Here is a 17,327-nt window from a genome sequence, read left to right as displayed (position 1 = left end):
CCCCCAATTTATAAGTTTAATTCACTACCAAATCAGATTGGTTTCTAAATACTAATTTGTCATCAAAAGCATCAATTAATATAATGCTGTCTGTAGTTATTTTTCCTGCTAAAATTTCTTTAGACAACTGGTTTAATATTTCTCTTTGAATGACTCTTTTTACAGGTCTTGCCCCAAATTCTGGTTGATAACCTTTTTTAGCCAAATACTTAATAGCTTCATCTGTAGCATCTAACGTAATGTCTTGTTTTGCAATCATTTTTTGAAGCTGAATAATTTGTAATCGTACAATTTCAGAAATGTCACTTTTATTTAAAGGAGTAAACATAATTACATCATCAATTCTATTTAAAAATTCTGGTCTTACCGATTTTTTTAACAAACCTAAAACTTCAATTTTTGCGAGTTCTGTTACAGCATCAATATCTGCTTTTGGATCTGCAAATTTTTCTTGTATAATATGGCTTCCCATGTTCGAAGTCATAATAATAATCGTGTTTTTAAAATCTGCAATACGACCTTTATTATCAGTCAACCTTCCTTCATCTAACACTTGCAACAAAATATTAAAAGTATCTGGATGCGCTTTTTCAATTTCATCTAAAAGTACAACAGAATATGGTCTTCTTCTTACAGCTTCCGTCAATTGTCCACCTTCATCATAACCTACGTATCCTGGAGGCGCTCCAACCAATCTACTTACAGAATGACGTTCTTGGTATTCACTCATATCAATTCGTGTCATCGCATTTTCATCATCAAATAAATATTCTGCTAAAGCTTTTGCCAATTCCGTTTTTCCAACTCCAGTTGTTCCTAAAAACAAGAAACTTCCTATAGGTTTTTTCGGATTTTGTAAACCTGCTTTAGAACGTCTAACAGCATCAGAAATTGCAACAATGGCTTCTTCTTGGCCAACCACTCTTTTGTGCAATTGATGCTCTAATTTCAACAATTTTTCTCGTTCAGATTGTATCATTTTTGTTACTGGAATTCCTGTCCATTTTGCAATGATTTCAGCAATATCTTCGTAAGTAACTTCTTCTTTTATTAACGAATTGCTATTTTGATTTTCTGCCAAAATCTGTTGATATTCTTCTAACTTTTCTTGGGCTTGTTTTATTTTTCCATATCTAATTTCAGCTACTTTACCATAATCTCCTTCACGTTCTGCTTTTTCGGCTTCAACTTTATAGTTTTCGATGTCAGATTTTGCATTCTGAATACTATCTACTACTTCTTTTTCAGATTTCCATTTTGCATTTAATATATTTCTTTGTTCTTTAAAGTTGGCTAATTCAGCACGTAAAGATTTTAACTTGGTTTCATCTTTTTCACGTTTAATAGCTTCAATCTCTATTTCTAATTGCATTATTTTACGATCTAAAACATCTAATTCTTCGGGTTTAGAATTGATTTCCATTCGTAATTTAGAGGCAGCTTCGTCCATTAAATCAATAGCTTTATCTGGTAAAAAACGATTGGTTATATAACGTTGAGATAATTCTACAGCTCCAATAATAGCTTCATCTTTAATTCGAACTTTATGATGCGTTTCGTATTTTTCTTTAATTCCTCTTAAAATAGAAATCGCACTTTCTGTATCTGGTTCATCTACCAAAACCTTTTGAAAACGACGTTCAAGAGCTTTGTCTTTCTCAAAATATTTTTGATATTCATCTAACGTAGTTGCACCAATTGCACGTAATTCTCCACGAGCCAAAGCAGGTTTTAAAATATTTGCAGCATCCATAGCTCCTTGTCCACCTCCAGCACCAACTAACGTATGAATTTCATCAATAAATAAAACAATATCTCCATCAGAAGTGGTAACTTCTTTAATTACCGCTTTTAAACGCTCTTCAAACTCACCTTTGTATTTTGCACCAGCAATTAAGGCGCCCATATCTAAAGAAAAAATCAATTTATCTTTTAGGTTTTCAGGTACATCACCATCAACAATTCTGTGTGCTAATCCTTCTGCAATAGCGGTTTTTCCTGTTCCTGGTTCTCCTACTAAAATTGGATTGTTTTTAGTTCTACGTGATAAAATTTGTAATAATCTACGTATTTCTTCATCTCTACCAATTACAGGATCTAATTTTCCGTTTTGAGCTAAATCATTCAGATTCTTCGCATATTTATTTAAAGAATTGTACGTTTCTTCTTGACTTTGAGAAGTTACTCGTTCTCCTTTTCGTAGTTCTTCAATAGCTGTTTTTAAACCTTTTTCAGTAACACCTTGGTCTTTTAAAATTTGAGCAATATTACTTTTAGATTTAAAAATGGCTAAAATTAAATGCTCTATAGAAACATAATCATCTTTCATGTTTTTAGCAATGATTGAGGCTTCATTTAAAGTTTTACCAGCGTCTCTTGATAGCATAATATCTACACCAGATACTTTAGATAAACTAGCTAATTGTTTATCTACAATTTGATTTACAATATTTAAATTGATGTTTAATTTCTTTAATAAAAAAGGCAATACGTTTTCATCAACTTGAGTTAATGCTTTAAAAATATGCTCGTTTTCTATTTGATTATGACCAAAACCTTGGGCAATTTGCTGCGCCATTTGTATGGTTTCTTGCGATTTTGTTGTATAATTATTAAAGTTCATTTTTATAGGTTTTTCTTTTCTTTTACAATTAGTCAATTATAATACCACCTTTAAGTTCTGTATGTTATGCGTCATTTTGTCTTAATAAAACTAATTTTACTGACTTTTTGACGGCTAAAAGTTTTATATCTTTGCATTTAAATATAAAAAGAAATGGGCTTATTTAATAAAATGTTTGGAGAAAAAGAAGTTAAATCATCTACAACAGGAGGTAATTCATTCCTAAATTGGATTCCACTAACTTCTTTAGAGCAATTAGAAGAAATTAAAAATCAGTCTAAAACTGAACCAGTTTTTATTTTTAAACATTCTACGAGATGTGGTATAAGTAATATGGTGATCAAACAATTTGAAAAATTATTTACAGAAGATCATCAAAAGTTAAAAGTGTATTATTTAGATTTATTAAACTACAGAGATATTTCTACTGAAATAGGGGCAGTTTTTCAAGTTATGCATCAATCTCCACAATTATTGGTCATTAAAAATGAAGTATCTGTATACAATGCTTCACATCAAGATATCGTAGAAACAGATTTATCAAGATTTATATAACATAAACTTGCATTAAACCTTATTTAAATCTTATTTTTGTCACTTAAATTTTTTAACTTTTGGCAGATACAAATACTTCAAATAAAATTGTAGGTAAAGAATTATACGGATATCAAAAAGATGCACTTCATGAGATATTCAAACGATTTGAAAACGCACCTAAAGATTATCATTTATTGTATCAACTCCCTACAGGTGGAGGTAAAACGGTAATTTTTTCTGAAATTGTAAGGCGTTACCTAGAAACATTTAAAAAGAAAGTTTTAGTACTTACCCACAGAATTGAGTTAAGTAAACAAACTTCTAGAATGCTTAAAGAGTTTGGGGTAAGCAATAAAATTATCAATTCTACTGCAAAATTAGACGATCAAAAAGATTTTGACTGTTTTGTAGCTATGGTTGAAACCTTAAAAAACCGTTTAAATGATGATAAATTAGACATTTCAGATATTGGTTTGGTTATTGTTGATGAAGCACACTACAATTCATTTACAAAAATTTTTAAGTTTTTTAACGAAGCTTTTATTTTAGGGGTTACAGCAACACCATTAAGTTCTAACATTAAATTACCAATGTATGAGAATTATCAAGAGCTTTTTGTAGGTGAATCTATTCAAGATTTAATTGATAGTGGCTATTTGGCAAAAGCAAATATGTATTCGTACAATGTAGGGTTAACTTCTTTAGAGGTTGGTGCTAATGGAGATTATACTGTAAAATCTTCAGAAGATTTATATACCAATACAGATATGTTATCTAAATTGGTTTCTGCATACGAAGAAACTGCAAAAGGCAAAAAAACACTGATTTTTAATAATGGAATCAATACATCCATTCAAGTGTTTCACGCATTTAAAAAAGCAGGATATCCAATAGCGCATTTAGATAATACCAATACCAAAAAAGAACGTGAATTAATTTTACGTTGGTTTCATAAAACACCAAATGCAATCATAACTTCTGTGAGTATTTTAACCACAGGTTTTGATGAGCCTAGTATAGAGGCTATCATTTTAAATAGAGCTACAAAATCATTAACGTTGTATTACCAAATGATTGGTCGTGGTTCTCGTATTTTTAAAAACAGAACCACTTTTGATGTGGTTGATTTAGGTAACAACTTTTACAGATTTGGACCTTGGGGAGCTGATTTAGATTGGCAAAAAATGTTTAGAGCTCCAGATTATTATTTAAATGCCATTCTTTCTGATGAAGAAATAGAAAGTACTTTTAGATACGAATTACCTGCAGATGTTAAAAAGGAATTTGCAAAATCTACAGATACGTATTTCGATATGAAAAAAGTATATATAGATACCATTCGTTCAGGAGAATCTTCTAAAAGAGTATTAGAAAAATCGATTGTTCACCACGCAAAAATGTGTATCGAAAATAGCGAAGATGTTTTTGATGCCTTAATTTTAGCTAAAATGCTAGGTGAGGAGATAGACGATAGAATAAACAGATACGCAAAATGTATTTCTAAAAGTACACACAACTTTGTAACTTGGTTAAAAGACGATTACAGAAAAAAACTAAATTCTTATCTAAGAGAAAACTTCGACGAAGATTATGAGAAAATTCATGGTCATCCACCAATTGAAGAATAAAATATTTTAAAAAAAAACGTTGATTAGTCAGCGTTTTTTTTTTGCTTTATATTTTCTGATTTGAGTTGTTCTTAAGTTTATTTCTATTATTATAGAAGTTCTTTTGCCTTGAAAGCCTTATGTTTAAAGGGGAAAATAAAAATGTATTATTTTTTTTATTTTTTTTTGATTTTGTTTTTTGTATTGAAAAATAATTTACTTTTACCATACTTATTGTTAAGTAAAATGTTTAGTTTTTCTTATTTCGGAAGTAGCTCTTTATTGGAGAATGAAGGGTACATCGCATTTTGGAAATGCAACGAAAAAATTAAGGTATCTCCATTTTCTTTTCTTCAAGAATTGCAGCTTTTCTCAAAGTTGCACGTTGTTTACTTGCAAATATTACAGTGATAATCACCCTTTTTCTGAGGCTATAATTTCTATTCTAAAATGTTGATATGTTTTAGTTTAGATGGATTTATCATACAATTAATTTAAAAAACAAGTGAACACTAAATACAAAGATTTAATCGAACAAACATTCGATTTTCCACAAGAGGAATTTAAAACAGAAAACAACAAATTATTTTGGCATGGCATTAATTTAATGGAGTTAACAGCAAAATACGGAGCTCCATTAAAATTTACTTATTTGCCAAAAATTTCAGAAAACATCAATAAAGCAAAAGGATGGTTTCAAAATAGTATTGAAAAACACAATTACAAAGGCAACTATTTTTACAGTTATTGTACAAAAAGTTCGCATTTTAAACACATTTTAAACGAAGCTTTAAAAAACGAAATTCATATAGAAACTTCGTCTGCTTTTGATATTGATATTGTAAACAATTTAAAAAAAGAAGGCAAAATAAAAGAGAATACTTATGTTATTTGCAACGGTTTTAAACGCGATCAATACATCAAAAATATTGGAGATTTAATCAATAACGGACATAAAAACTGCATTCCGATTATAGATAATTACGAAGAATTAAACCTTTTATTAGACGAAACTGATAAAAAACTACATGTTGGAATCAGAATTGCATCCGAAGAAGAACCAAAATTTGAATTTTATACTTCTCGTTTAGGAATTGGGTATAAAAACATCGTTTCTTTTTACGAACGTGAAATTGCTGGTAATAAACAAGTTGATTTAAAAATGTTGCATTTTTTTATCAATACTGGTATCAAAGACAATGCGTATTATTGGAATGAGTTGATGAAATGTTTAAACGTTTACATCAACCTAAAAAAAGTATGCCCGAGTTTAGATAGCTTAAATATTGGTGGTGGTTTCCCGATTAAAAATTCATTGGGTTTTGATTATGATTACGAATATATGATAGACGAAATCATTAATCAAATTAAACAAGCTTGTGATGAAGCAGGAGTAGAAGTGCCTCATATTTTTACGGAGTTTGGTAGTTTTACGGTTGGCGAATCTGGTGCTGCTATTTATGAAATTTTATATCAAAAAAAGCAAAATGATAGAGAACGTTGGAACATGATCAACTCATCATTCATCACAACCTTACCAGATGCTTGGGCTATAAATAAACGTTTTATAATGTTGCCAATTAATAAATGGAACAGACAATATGAACGTGTGCTTTTAGGCGGATTAACTTGTGATAGTGATGATTATTATAACTCAGAACAACACATTAACGGAATTTATTTGCCTGTTTACGAAAAAGAAAATCCGCTTTATATCGGTTTTTTTAATACAGGAGCCTATCAAGAATCTATAGGAGGTTTTGGTGGTTTACAACACTGTTTAATTCCGCATCCAAAACATTTAATTATTGATAGAGATCAAGATGGAAACTTGATAACAAGCATATTTAAAGAACAGCAAAAAAGTAGCGAATTACTATCAATATTAGGATATGAAAACCATAAGGAAAACAACATAGAATCAGAAAAATTAATAAAAGCAGAAGTTTTTTAACTTCAAAAAATAACAAAATGAATACGCGTAATACTTATGCAGGAATTTCCGAAGAATATGGAAAACTGTCAACATCTAAAATTGTATTAATCCCTGTTCCTTATGATGGAACAAGCACTTGGCAAAAAGGAGCAGACAAAGGGCCACAAGCCTTTTTAGAAGCTTCTGAAAACATGGAATTGTATGATATAGAAACGGATTCTGAAGTGTATAAAGAAGGTGTTTATTTGGCAGACGCAATTACAGAAAATGCATCTCCAGAAACATTGGTTGATGCTGTGCATGACATCACCAAAAAATACATTAACAGAAATAAATTTGTAACTGTTTTTGGAGGAGAACATTCCATTTCTATTGGTACAATTAGAGCTTTTAATGAGTGTTTTAACAATTTAACGGTTTTACATATTGATGCGCATGCAGATTTAAGAAAAGAATACGAAGGTTCTACATGCAACCACGCTTGTGCTGTTTACGAGGCGAATTCAACAACTAATTTAGTGCAAGTTGGAATTAGAAGTATGGATATTTCTGAAAAAAGAAACATGAATCTCGATAAAGTTTTCTTTGCACATGATATGGCTGTAAACGAAGATTGGATGGAAGATGTTATTGACCAATTAACAGAAAATGTTTTTATTACGTTCGATTTAGATGCTTTAGATCCATCAATAATGCCATCAACAGGAACTCCAGAACCAGGTGGATTATTTTATTACGAAACCTTAGAATTTTTAAAGCAAGTTTTTGAGCACAAAAATGTAGTTGGTTTTGATATGGTAGAATTATGCCCTAATGAAATGGATAAATCTTCAGACTTTTTAGCGGCTAAAATGTTTTACAAAATGTTGAGCTATAAGTTTGCTTCAAATGATGATACTTATGATATTGGAGATGATATCAACAACACAAATCCGTTTAGTAAATTATCAAAGTTTAAAAACGATGACGACGATTTTTAAGTTTCTATAATGATAAAAAACATAGAAAATATCGAATTGCAGTTTTTAACTTTAGACGATTATAAAGCGTTAAAAGCTGCAATGATTCAAGCGTATGCAAGTATGCCAGATGCCTATTGGAAAGAAAATCAAATTAAAACGTTAATTGATAAATTTCCTGAAGGACAAGTAGTTATCAAAATAAATGGAGAGTTAGCAGGTTGTGCATTATCTATCAAATTAGATTACGATAGTTTTGATGATCAGCATACATATAAAGACATTACTGATAATTATACTTTTGATACGCATGATGAAAATGGTGATGTTTTATACGGAATTGATGTTTTTATAAAATCGGAATACAGAGGTTTACGCTTGGGTAGAAGATTGTACGATTACAGAAAAGAGTTGGCAGAAAAGCAGAATTTAAGAGGGATTGCCTTTGGTGGTAGAATTCCTAATTATCATAAGTATGCAACAAGTTTATCGCCTAAAGAATATATCGAAAAAGTAAAACGCAAAGAAATAAATGATCCTGTTTTAAATTTTCAAATTTCTAACGATTTTCATCCTTCAAAAATTTTAAATGGATATTTAGAAGGCGATGAAAACTCAGGTGAATTTGCAGTTTTATTGGAATGGGACAACATTTATTACGAAAAAAAATCTAAAAAAGCAGCTACAAATAAAAAGGTAGTTCGTTTGGGTTTAATTCAATGGCAAATGCGTTTGTACAAAGATTTGGAAGAATTGATGCAACAAGCAGAATATTTTGTGGATGCAGTTTCTGCCTATCGTTCTGATTTTGCATTGTTTCCAGAATTTTTTAATGCGCCTTTAATGGCAGATAATAATCATTTACCAGAATCGCAAGCAATTAGAGAATTGGCAAAATATACACCTGTTATTGTTCAGAAATTTTCTGAATTAGCAATCAGTTATAACATCAATATTATAACAGGTAGTATGCCAGAAATTAAAGAAGGTTTGTTGTACAATGTGGGCTATATCTGTAAAAGAGATGGTACAACAGAACGTTATGAAAAATTACACGTAACTCCAGATGAAGCTAAAGTTTGGGGAATGCAAGGTGGAAATGAATTAAAAACTTTTGATACGGATTGTGGTAAAATTGGTGTGTTGATTTGTTACGATTCTGAGTTTCCTGAACTTAGTAGAATTTTAGCAGAAGAAGGCATGGATATATTATTTATTCCGTTTTTAACAGATACGCAAAATGGATATTCTAGAGTACGTCATTGTGCACAAGCTAGAGCTATAGAAAATGAGTGTTATGTTGCAATTGCTGGTAGTGTAGGGAACTTACCAAAAGTAAATAATATGGATATCCAGTTTGCACAATCTATGGTATTTACACCTTGCGATTTTTCGTTTCCTGCAAACGGAATTAAAGCAGAAGCAACCACAAATACAGAAATGATTTTAATAGCTGATGTAGATTTAGATCTCTTAAAAGATTTAAATCAGTTTGGTAGTGTACGTAATTTAAAAGATAGAAGAAAAGATATTTTTGAAGTTAAAAAACTTCAGAAAAAATAATTAATAAATAGAATACCGATAAAATCTCTAAATAAATAATCACTTAAATAAAAGACTGTCAGTTCGAGTGATTTTTCTTTTCGAAAACTCGTATCGAGAACATTTAGAAATTTTATCAAACAAAATAAAAAAATGAAAAAACCGATTACAAATTTTATAGAAAAATACTTTTTACATTTTAATGCTGCTGCTTTAGTAGATGCCGCAAAAGGCTATGAAGACCAATTAAATAAAGGATCTAAAATGTTAGTTTCTTTGGCAGGCGCAATGAGTACAGCAGAATTAGGAAAGATTTTTGCAGAAATGATTCGCCAAGACAAAGTGCAAATTGTTTCTTGTACAGGAGCCAACTTAGAAGAAGATATTATGAATTTGGTAGCACATTCTCATTACAAGCGAGTACCAAATTATAGAGATTTAACACCACAAGAAGAGTGGGATTTGTTAGAAAAAGGGTTAAACAGAGTTACTGATACTTGTATACCAGAAGAAGAAGCTTTTAGAAGAATACAAGAACATATTGTTAAAATTTGGAAAGAAGCAGAAGCGAATGGAGAACGTTATTTGCCACATGAATACATGTACAAATTGTTATTGTCTGGTGTTTTAGAGCAGTATTATGAGATTGACATCAAAGATTCTTGGATGTATGCAGCCGCAGAAAAAAACTTACCAATTATAGTTCCTGGTTGGGAAGATTCAACAATGGGGAACATTTTTGCTTCTTATGTTTTAAAAGGCGAATTAAAAGCAAGTACCATGAAATCTGGTATTGAATACATGACGTTTTTGGCAGATTGGTATACAGAAAATTCTAAAAACGGAATTGGATTTTTCCAAATAGGAGGAGGAATTGCAGGTGATTTTCCAATTTGTGTTGTGCCAATGTTATATCAAGATATGGAAAGAACTGACACACCTTTTTGGAGTTATTTCTGTCAGATTTCAGATTCAACCACAAGTTATGGTTCGTATTCTGGAGCTGTGCCCAATGAAAAAATAACTTGGGGAAAATTAGATATAGATACGCCTAAATTTATCATAGAAAGTGACGCAACCATTGTGGCTCCGTTAATTTTTGCATATTTATTAGAAATGTAAACCCGTTTAAGTTTTATTGAATTTTATTTTTTATTTTTAAAATTGCTTGTAAAACTTATTGAAAATTTATTAAAATGAAGAGAGTAATTGTAGAGTACGCAAAATTAACAAAAGACATTTTAGATTTATTAATAGAAAAATATCCTGATGGATATGATTATGATGATATTATTTCTTTTAAAAATGCAAAAGGAGAAACCATAAAAGCTGTAGAAGTAAAAACTGATGATACTACTTATTTAGTGAAAATTAGTACGAAATTAGAAAACGCTATGGAAGAATATGCTGATGACGAAGAGTTTTTTGATGATAATGATGATTTTGATGTAAATATAGATGAAGAAGATTAGAAATTAGAGAATAATTGTACACTAATTTTTAGTTATGTTTAAAAACAGGAGGCTGTCTGAAAAGTATTAAAATTTGTCATTTTTAATTTAAAAGATAAATCTTATTTGCTGATAATCCAAGGTGTATATTTTTATACTTGGCTCAAAATGAAATAAATCTACTTTTCAGACAGCTTCCTGTAATAGTTGTAATTCTTTGTGGTTAAATTTTGTTGATAAAGTGCCAAATATCAGTCTTATAACAAATTATTCGTAGGTTTTTAAGTAATCAATAATCAATGCTCTATTCTTCCAAATGGTTTTATTGTATGCATTTAACGATAGATAAGGCACTTTTTTGACAAGTTGAGTTTTCTCTTTGGGCTCATTTTCTATTTTTTGAACTGTTTTGATGTCTGATAGTAAAACTTCTTTAGTAGATAAGACATTCACTTCAATTTTAATATCAAATTTTACTTTTTGTTTTTCTTTAGAATTTTCTTTAAATTTTATGGGTCTATGCACGTAAGCATAATCCCCTAACGTTTCTTTAAAATATGATGCATAAACTTTATCATTATTATTCGTTTCGTAATAAATGGTGCCTTTATTTATATTCTGAGAAACTTTAACTCCTAAAACCCATTTTAAGTTAAAGTTGAGGCCTTTTTTACCTTCAGCAAAAGCATAGGTAATTTTCTTTATAGTATAGTTTTTAGGATCAATATATATTTTCCCACTAAATTTCGATTTTGATTTTCTGGGTTCAAAATTAACGCAGTAAAACAATTTGTTGCCTAAATACTCATTTTTATCCAAATAATGTTCATAGTATTTTTGACTTAAAAAGTTGTTTTTATTATCAGATTTAAAAAATGTGGCATTTTGATAAGCATCGTTATAATAGTATTTTGGATAATTTTTATCAAAAGAAGCATTACTGGCTAAAGAATCTGTTTCTCTAATAATTTCTTTTAAGGAAAGTGAATCTTCTATTTTAAACAAACCAGAACTAATCTTATAAGTTTTGTTGGTGTCTAAGTGTTTTAAAACAATATTTTGTAAATCTTTTTGGGCTGTTTCTATAGTTATGTTTTTGTCATTGTTTAGAAAAGTAATGCCTTCAATGGTGTCAATTTCAGTAAAATTGAAGTCTCTTTTCCATTTTTCTGAATATTTTTTTTGCGCTTTTAAAGCACCAAAGTATTCAGAACTAACTTTTGGATTACTTTCTCTTAGTTTTTTTGCATAATCCATCAATTCTTTTTCGGCTAGTTTTCTCGATTTTCGACTTAGTAAAGTGCTTTTTTCTAGGGCTAAGTCTAAATTTTTAAAGTCGATTTCAGAGTATTCTTTGGCATAAATTCGTCCTTTAATGGCTTCAGCAACAAAGCTTTCTTGCATCCTTCTTTGGGTTTTTATCAATAGAGAGTCTAGATTTATTTTCGTAAGATTAAGTTGAATTTCATCTAATTGATTAACATCTTCAACCAAAACTACCCTAAAGTTTCGTTTTTGTAAATCTTTTAAAGAAAGTGTTTTAGGCGAAAAACCTAAACAAGAAAATGTAACAGATTTGATATGGTTAATTTGTAACTCATATTCGCCATTTTTGTTAGATTCTGTACCTGTTTGTAAATTGGTAACTACTGCTGCTCTGTAAATTGGTTTAGAGGTAGTTTTGCTAATAATTTGTCCTTTTACAATTTGAGATTGTACTGTTATACATCCATAAAATAGTAAAGTAATAGATAGTAATTTTTTAATCATATTTTGGTTAATTTTTTTTGAAAAGTAGACATTTTTTAGATTTCGAAATAAATCAACATTTAACTTTAACAAAGTATTATATTTGCATTCTGAAAAAATTATGAATAGTTATCTTAATTTATGTTAAACTGTTTATAAACCATTATTTTATACAATATGAAAGCTGGAATTGTAGGATTACCAAACGTAGGAAAATCAACATTATTCAATTGTTTATCAAATGCAAAAGCGCAAAGTGCAAACTTTCCTTTTTGTACTATAGAGCCTAACTTGGGTGTAGTAAATGTGCCAGATACACGTTTAGAGAAGTTAGAAGAATTGGTAAATCCTGAAAGAGTGCTACCTGCAACTGTAGAGATTGTAGATATTGCTGGTTTGGTAAAAGGAGCAAGTAAAGGTGAAGGTTTAGGAAATCAGTTTTTAGCAAATATTCGTGAAACAGACGCTATTTTACACGTATTGCGTTGTTTTGATAATGATAATATTATTCATGTAGATAATTCTATTGATCCTGTAAGAGATAAAGAAACGATTGATATTGAACTGCAATTAAAGGACTTAGAAACCGTTCAAAAACGATTAGAAAGAGTTAAAAGAACAGCAAAAACAGGTAACAAAGAGGCTCAAGCTGAATTGGCAGTTTTATTAAAAGTAGAGGAAACTTTATTGCAAGGAATTTCTGTAAGAGCTTTAGATTTTTCTGAAAAAGAAATTGAATTTGTTAAATCTTTACAGTTTATAACTTCAAAACCAGTGTTGTATGTTTGTAATGTTGATGAAAACTCAGCAGTTTCTGGAAACGCTTATGTTGATCAAGTAAAAGAGGCTGTAAAAGATGAAGATGCAGAAGTAATTGTATTGGCAGTAGGTACAGAAGCTGATATTACTGAATTAGAAGATTATGAAGAACGCCAAATGTTTTTAGAGGATATTGGTTTAGAGGAAGCAGGAGTTTCTCGTTTAATTCGTTCTGCTTACAAATTATTAAACTTACAAACGTATTTTACAGCAGGTGTAAAAGAAGTAAGAGCTTGGACGATTCCTATTGGTTCAACAGCTCCTCAATCAGCAGGAGTTATTCATACCGATTTTGAAAAAGGTTTTATTAGAGCAGAAACCATTTCTTATGAGGATTATGTAACTTATGGTTCTGAAGCTAAAGTAAAAGAAGCTGGTAAAATGAGAGTAGAAGGTAAGGAGTATATTGTTAAAGATGGAGACGTGATGCACTTTAGGTTTAATGTGTAAACTAAAAATAATTATATAATAGTAAAATGCCTCAATTTTAATGTATTGAGGCATTTTTTTTTGGTTTATTTTTTCTGATATACTCTAATAAAGTCCACAATCATTTTTTGTGGTAAAGGAGTTGTTTCATCTGGATATCCAGCAATTTCGCCTCCAACAGCAATATTTAGAAGAAGGAAAAAATCTTTATGAAATGCATAGTATTTCTTGTCAGTAATGTCTAAAGTATGATAACTTTTACCATTAACGCTCCAAATCATTTTTTCTGAGGTCCATTCAAATTCAAATTCATGAAAATCTTCAGAAAAACTACCATTTTTTAAATGGTACCCTTCAGCGCCCATTTGTGTGTGTTTTCCAGATGCATCAGCATAATGTACGTTTGCTTCCACAATACTAGCACTGTCAGATCCCCAAAGTTCTAAGATGTCTATTTCGCCTGTAAATGGCCAAAGTGTATCACCTCCATTTTCATCAATATTAGAACCAAGCATCCAAAATGCCGGCCAAATAGCTTTACCACTGGGCAGTTTTATGTTTGCAATTATTTTTCCGTAAGTAAAATCTAATTTTCCAGCCGTATTTAATCTTGCAGAAGTATATGCATTTTCTTCATGAACCTTTCCTTCATGAATTGCCTCAAGAACAAGTTGGTCATTTTTTATATAAGAGTTCTTTTTGCTGTCTGTATATCTCTGCCATTCTTTATTAAATCTTCCTGCGGGTTCTACTTGCCTGTTCCATTTTGTAGTGTCTAACTCTTTACTGTTAAAATTATCTTCCCAAATTAATTGGTATTTTTTATCGGTACTTTTCATGATTATTCTTTAATTGCAAGGATACAGTAATACAATTAAAGTTGCAATTAGAGTTATTGATTTATGATTGCTTTTAATCATTTTTGTGTTTAGTTATAAATTTGGGTAGTATAATTATGATTCTGTGAAAGAGTCTCTATTTAAAATATGAATTTGTTTAAAATAGGTGTTTAATTCAGTTTATATACACTATTTATTGATGCTTTATTTTATTAAGCATTTAAAATTATTAATAGGTAAAAGCAATTATCGATCTAAAAACCATCCTATTTAAAATCTAGATTTTTCTTTAATCGAATAGAAAAAACAATATAACGAACTTTTTACACCATTCATATAATAAATAAAGTTTGATTATAGATATTAATTACTTTTGAGTAACACTTAAAACAAATTATTATGTTACTAGAATTTTTCAATTCAATATCTCTAAGCACTTTTACAAATCAATTTATAGATTACACATTATTAACAGTTGCTTTCTTTTCATTTTTTACTCTTATCAATAATTTATGGAGTGTTAAAAAAGAAAATAAGCTTAAAGTTAAGTATATTACACAATAAGCTAACCTAAATTTTCGGTTGTTTCTAATGGTGAATAAGAATAACTTGTGTTAATTTCTATTTGAGGTATTTCAAAGGCCATATTTAGATTTTTTCGACCTTAAAAAGTGCGTCATCTTTTATCAATTTTACGTTTAGATATTTCAACAATCTTTCCAGCGCTTACGCTTTCAAATTCAATAGGTATTGAATTGCTTTCTAGTTTACATACTATCTGATTATCTCCTACAAATCTCCTACTTTTACGAACCATTTAGACATTAAAAAAGCTTTACTTTGAATATTTGGTATTTGTACAACAACACTATTTTGATTGTTATAAGGTATTTAAAGATTTTATTTTTTAGCCTTAAACTTTCTATCATTGAATTTTAAATAATTCAATAATTTTTATATCAATTTAGTTTTACAACTCAAAACATTTAATTGGGTGTCATTTGTAATTATCGCAAGAAATAGACAACATTTTTAAGACGCAAAAACCAGTTGTAAAAATTCCTCAGGCTGTTCTAACATAGGGTAGTGGCCACAGTTTTCAATCAGGTTTAAAGTGCTATTATTGAATTCTTCAGCTAAAAGTAAGGCTTCTTCTTCTATAAAGATAGCATCGTTTTTACCAGAAATTATTTTTGTAGGTATTTTATTATGCTTTAAATAACTAAACCATCTGCTCCACAATAATTTACTTTCAGTGTTATAATCGTATAAAAAATTAATGGTTTTATCACCATTATTGTGTTGTAGCAAGTCCCATTTTGCTTTAATGTCCTCATCAGATATTTTGTTGCCATCAAAGAAAAATTCTTTCATTTTCTTTTTATAGAATGAAAACGTACAAGACATTAATCGTGTTATTTTGGCAAATTCTTCTAAAGGCTGAACGTTGTCATTAGAGTTGTTTTTGTAATTAAAAGAAATTGTACTATTTAAAAAAAGTAATTTTTGAATTTGAATATTTGCAAATTCAGTTTTTACTCTTTTTAAAATTTCTAAACTAACAAGGTTTCCGTAGTTATGTGATAAAAGAATAATGTTTTTTAAACCTAAAATTCGCCATAACTCTAAGGTAACATCGGCTTGTTCTAAAATATTAAAGTAATACGCTACAGGTTTATCAGAAAAACCAAAGCCAATAAAATCTTGAATTATTACTCTATAGTTTTGGGTAAGTTGTGGTAAAACCTTGTAATAATCTATAGATGATGTACCATAACCATGCAAAATTACGAGTGTTTCATCGCTTTTACCAATATCAATAACAAATACATCTCTCCCTAAAACAGAAACCATTTGTCCTTTTTCAGCCCATTCTTTAAGTTCCATATGTAAGAGTTTTAAAAAACAGGTTTAGCTCTGTTTTGATGTTCAAAAACCAACTTTATCCAACTATTTGGTGTTTCTATAATAGAGTAGTGTTTTACATTTTCAATCCAAACTAAGTGATTACTAACCTCTTCTGTAGCCAAAACAATAGCAATTTCTTTTACAGCAACAGGATCTGTTTTTTCCCAAAAAATTCTAACAGGTACAGAGGCTTCTTTTAAAGCATTTGTCCACCTGTGCCAATATGTATAGCGTTCATTAATAAAATTGCTTAAAAAATGGACTTCTTTTTGGCCTTGTGTAGAATTCATTCTATTCCACATTTGTTTAATATCATAATCTTTTTGAATGTTATAGTTGATGTCATCTCTCTTTAACTTTCTTTTAATTTTACGATAACCATAACTCGTTAATCTGTAAATGTAACGACCTAGTTTTTTGTCTTTTAATAGTTTGTCTATATTTCTTAAGTGTAAATATTCCAATCGCATACTACTGCTACAGAGGTATATTTTGTTAATTTTTAAAGGAATTAAATTGTGGTTTTTTCTAGATAAGATTTCTTTGGCAATAGACGTACCATAATCGTGTGCTAAAATAGAAACACTTTTTAATCCTAATTTTGTCCAGAGTCGTAAAGCAATATCAGCTTGATCTATTAAAGAGTAGGTTAAAGAATCTGGCTTATCAGAAAAGCCAAAGCCTAAGTGATCGTGAATTACAATTCTAAAATAGTGAGAAAGTTCTGGGATAATTCTAAAATAATCATAAGAGGATGTAGGATATCCATGAATAATTACTAATGTACCAGCATGATTTTCGTGGTTAATGTCTATGACAAAAACTTTTTTGTCGTCTATGGTAACAAACTTACCTTTGTTTTTCCAGTTTTCAGCAGTCATGTTTTTGGGGGATTAATTGCTAAATATTTTATATAAAGATAGTAATT

At 29.6% G+C, this 17,327-nt stretch carries 13 protein-coding genes; 8 read left to right on the top strand and 5 right to left on the bottom strand.

From position 1 onward, the window contains the following. Positions 1-16: 16 nt before the first annotated feature. On the bottom strand, positions 17-2,623 hold the full coding sequence (clpB, locus tag SJY27_RS02340) for an ATP-dependent chaperone ClpB (RefSeq protein ID WP_397446642.1): 2,607 nt from the start codon (positions 2,621-2,623) through the stop codon (positions 17-19). A gap of 153 nt (positions 2,624-2,776) precedes the next feature. Between clpB and ytxJ the strand changes: the two genes are divergently transcribed. From ytxJ to SJY27_RS02305, 7 genes are all read left to right on the top strand, one after another. Beyond that, the gene (gene ytxJ, locus SJY27_RS02335; protein ID WP_397446641.1) at positions 2,777-3,178 is read left to right on the top strand and encodes a bacillithiol system redox-active protein YtxJ; all 402 of its coding nucleotides are present in this window, start codon (positions 2,777-2,779) and stop codon (positions 3,176-3,178) included. Positions 3,179-3,237: 59 nt separating this feature from the next. Further along, entirely contained in the window at positions 3,238-4,788 is a 1,551-nt protein-coding gene (locus tag SJY27_RS02330) for a DEAD/DEAH box helicase (protein ID WP_397446640.1), read from the top strand. Between the two features lie 484 nt (positions 4,789-5,272). Then, complete coding sequence (locus SJY27_RS02325) at positions 5,273-6,721, top strand: arginine decarboxylase (RefSeq protein ID WP_397446639.1); 1,449 nt, start codon at positions 5,273-5,275, stop codon at positions 6,719-6,721. A gap of 17 nt (positions 6,722-6,738) precedes the next feature. Next, positions 6,739-7,683 carry an agmatinase gene (speB, locus tag SJY27_RS02320; protein WP_397446638.1) on the top strand — a complete coding sequence of 315 codons (945 nt, stop codon included), beginning with the start codon at positions 6,739-6,741 and terminating at the stop codon, positions 7,681-7,683. Positions 7,684-7,692: 9 nt separating this feature from the next. After that, a complete protein-coding gene (locus tag SJY27_RS02315; protein ID WP_397446637.1) occupies positions 7,693-9,225 on the top strand; it encodes a GNAT family N-acetyltransferase in 1,533 nt (510 codons plus the stop codon). 132 nt (positions 9,226-9,357) lie between these two features. Further along, complete coding sequence (locus SJY27_RS02310; protein WP_397446636.1) at positions 9,358-10,326, top strand: deoxyhypusine synthase family protein; 969 nt, start codon at positions 9,358-9,360, stop codon at positions 10,324-10,326. Positions 10,327-10,400: 74 nt separating this feature from the next. After that, the gene (locus tag SJY27_RS02305) at positions 10,401-10,676 is read left to right on the top strand and encodes a hypothetical protein (protein WP_397446635.1); all 276 of its coding nucleotides are present in this window, start codon (positions 10,401-10,403) and stop codon (positions 10,674-10,676) included. 246 nt (positions 10,677-10,922) lie between these two features. Here the strand turns inward: SJY27_RS02305 and SJY27_RS02300 are convergent, their stop codons facing one another. Continuing rightward, positions 10,923-12,425 (bottom strand): carboxypeptidase-like regulatory domain-containing protein, encoded by a 1,503-nt coding sequence (locus SJY27_RS02300; RefSeq protein WP_397446634.1) that lies wholly within the window; start codon positions 12,423-12,425, stop codon positions 10,923-10,925. 156 nt (positions 12,426-12,581) lie between these two features. On the opposite strand from SJY27_RS02300, the gene ychF reads away from it, so the two are divergent. Further along, entirely contained in the window at positions 12,582-13,673 is a 1,092-nt protein-coding gene (gene ychF / locus SJY27_RS02295) for a redox-regulated ATPase YchF (RefSeq protein ID WP_397446633.1), read from the top strand. A gap of 65 nt (positions 13,674-13,738) precedes the next feature. Here ychF and SJY27_RS02290 read toward each other — a convergent pair whose 3' ends face one another. From SJY27_RS02290 to SJY27_RS02280, 3 genes are all read right to left on the bottom strand, one after another. Further along, the gene (locus SJY27_RS02290) at positions 13,739-14,491 is read right to left on the bottom strand and encodes a family 16 glycosylhydrolase (RefSeq protein ID WP_397446632.1); all 753 of its coding nucleotides are present in this window, start codon (positions 14,489-14,491) and stop codon (positions 13,739-13,741) included. Between the two features lie 1,032 nt (positions 14,492-15,523). Continuing rightward, a complete protein-coding gene (locus SJY27_RS02285; protein WP_397446631.1) occupies positions 15,524-16,378 on the bottom strand; it encodes an alpha/beta fold hydrolase in 855 nt (284 codons plus the stop codon). A gap of 11 nt (positions 16,379-16,389) precedes the next feature. Continuing rightward, positions 16,390-17,280: an alpha/beta hydrolase gene (locus SJY27_RS02280; protein WP_397446630.1), complete on the bottom strand. Its 891-nt coding sequence runs from the start codon at positions 17,278-17,280 to the stop codon at positions 16,390-16,392. Positions 17,281-17,327 lie beyond the last annotated feature (47 nt).

The sequence above is a fragment of the Polaribacter sp. R77954 genome (assembly GCF_044595335.1).
Lineage (GTDB): Bacteria > Bacteroidota > Bacteroidia > Flavobacteriales > Flavobacteriaceae > Polaribacter.
Note: the sequence above shows the minus strand (reverse complement) of the source record. Positions and strands in the feature narration are given on the sequence as shown.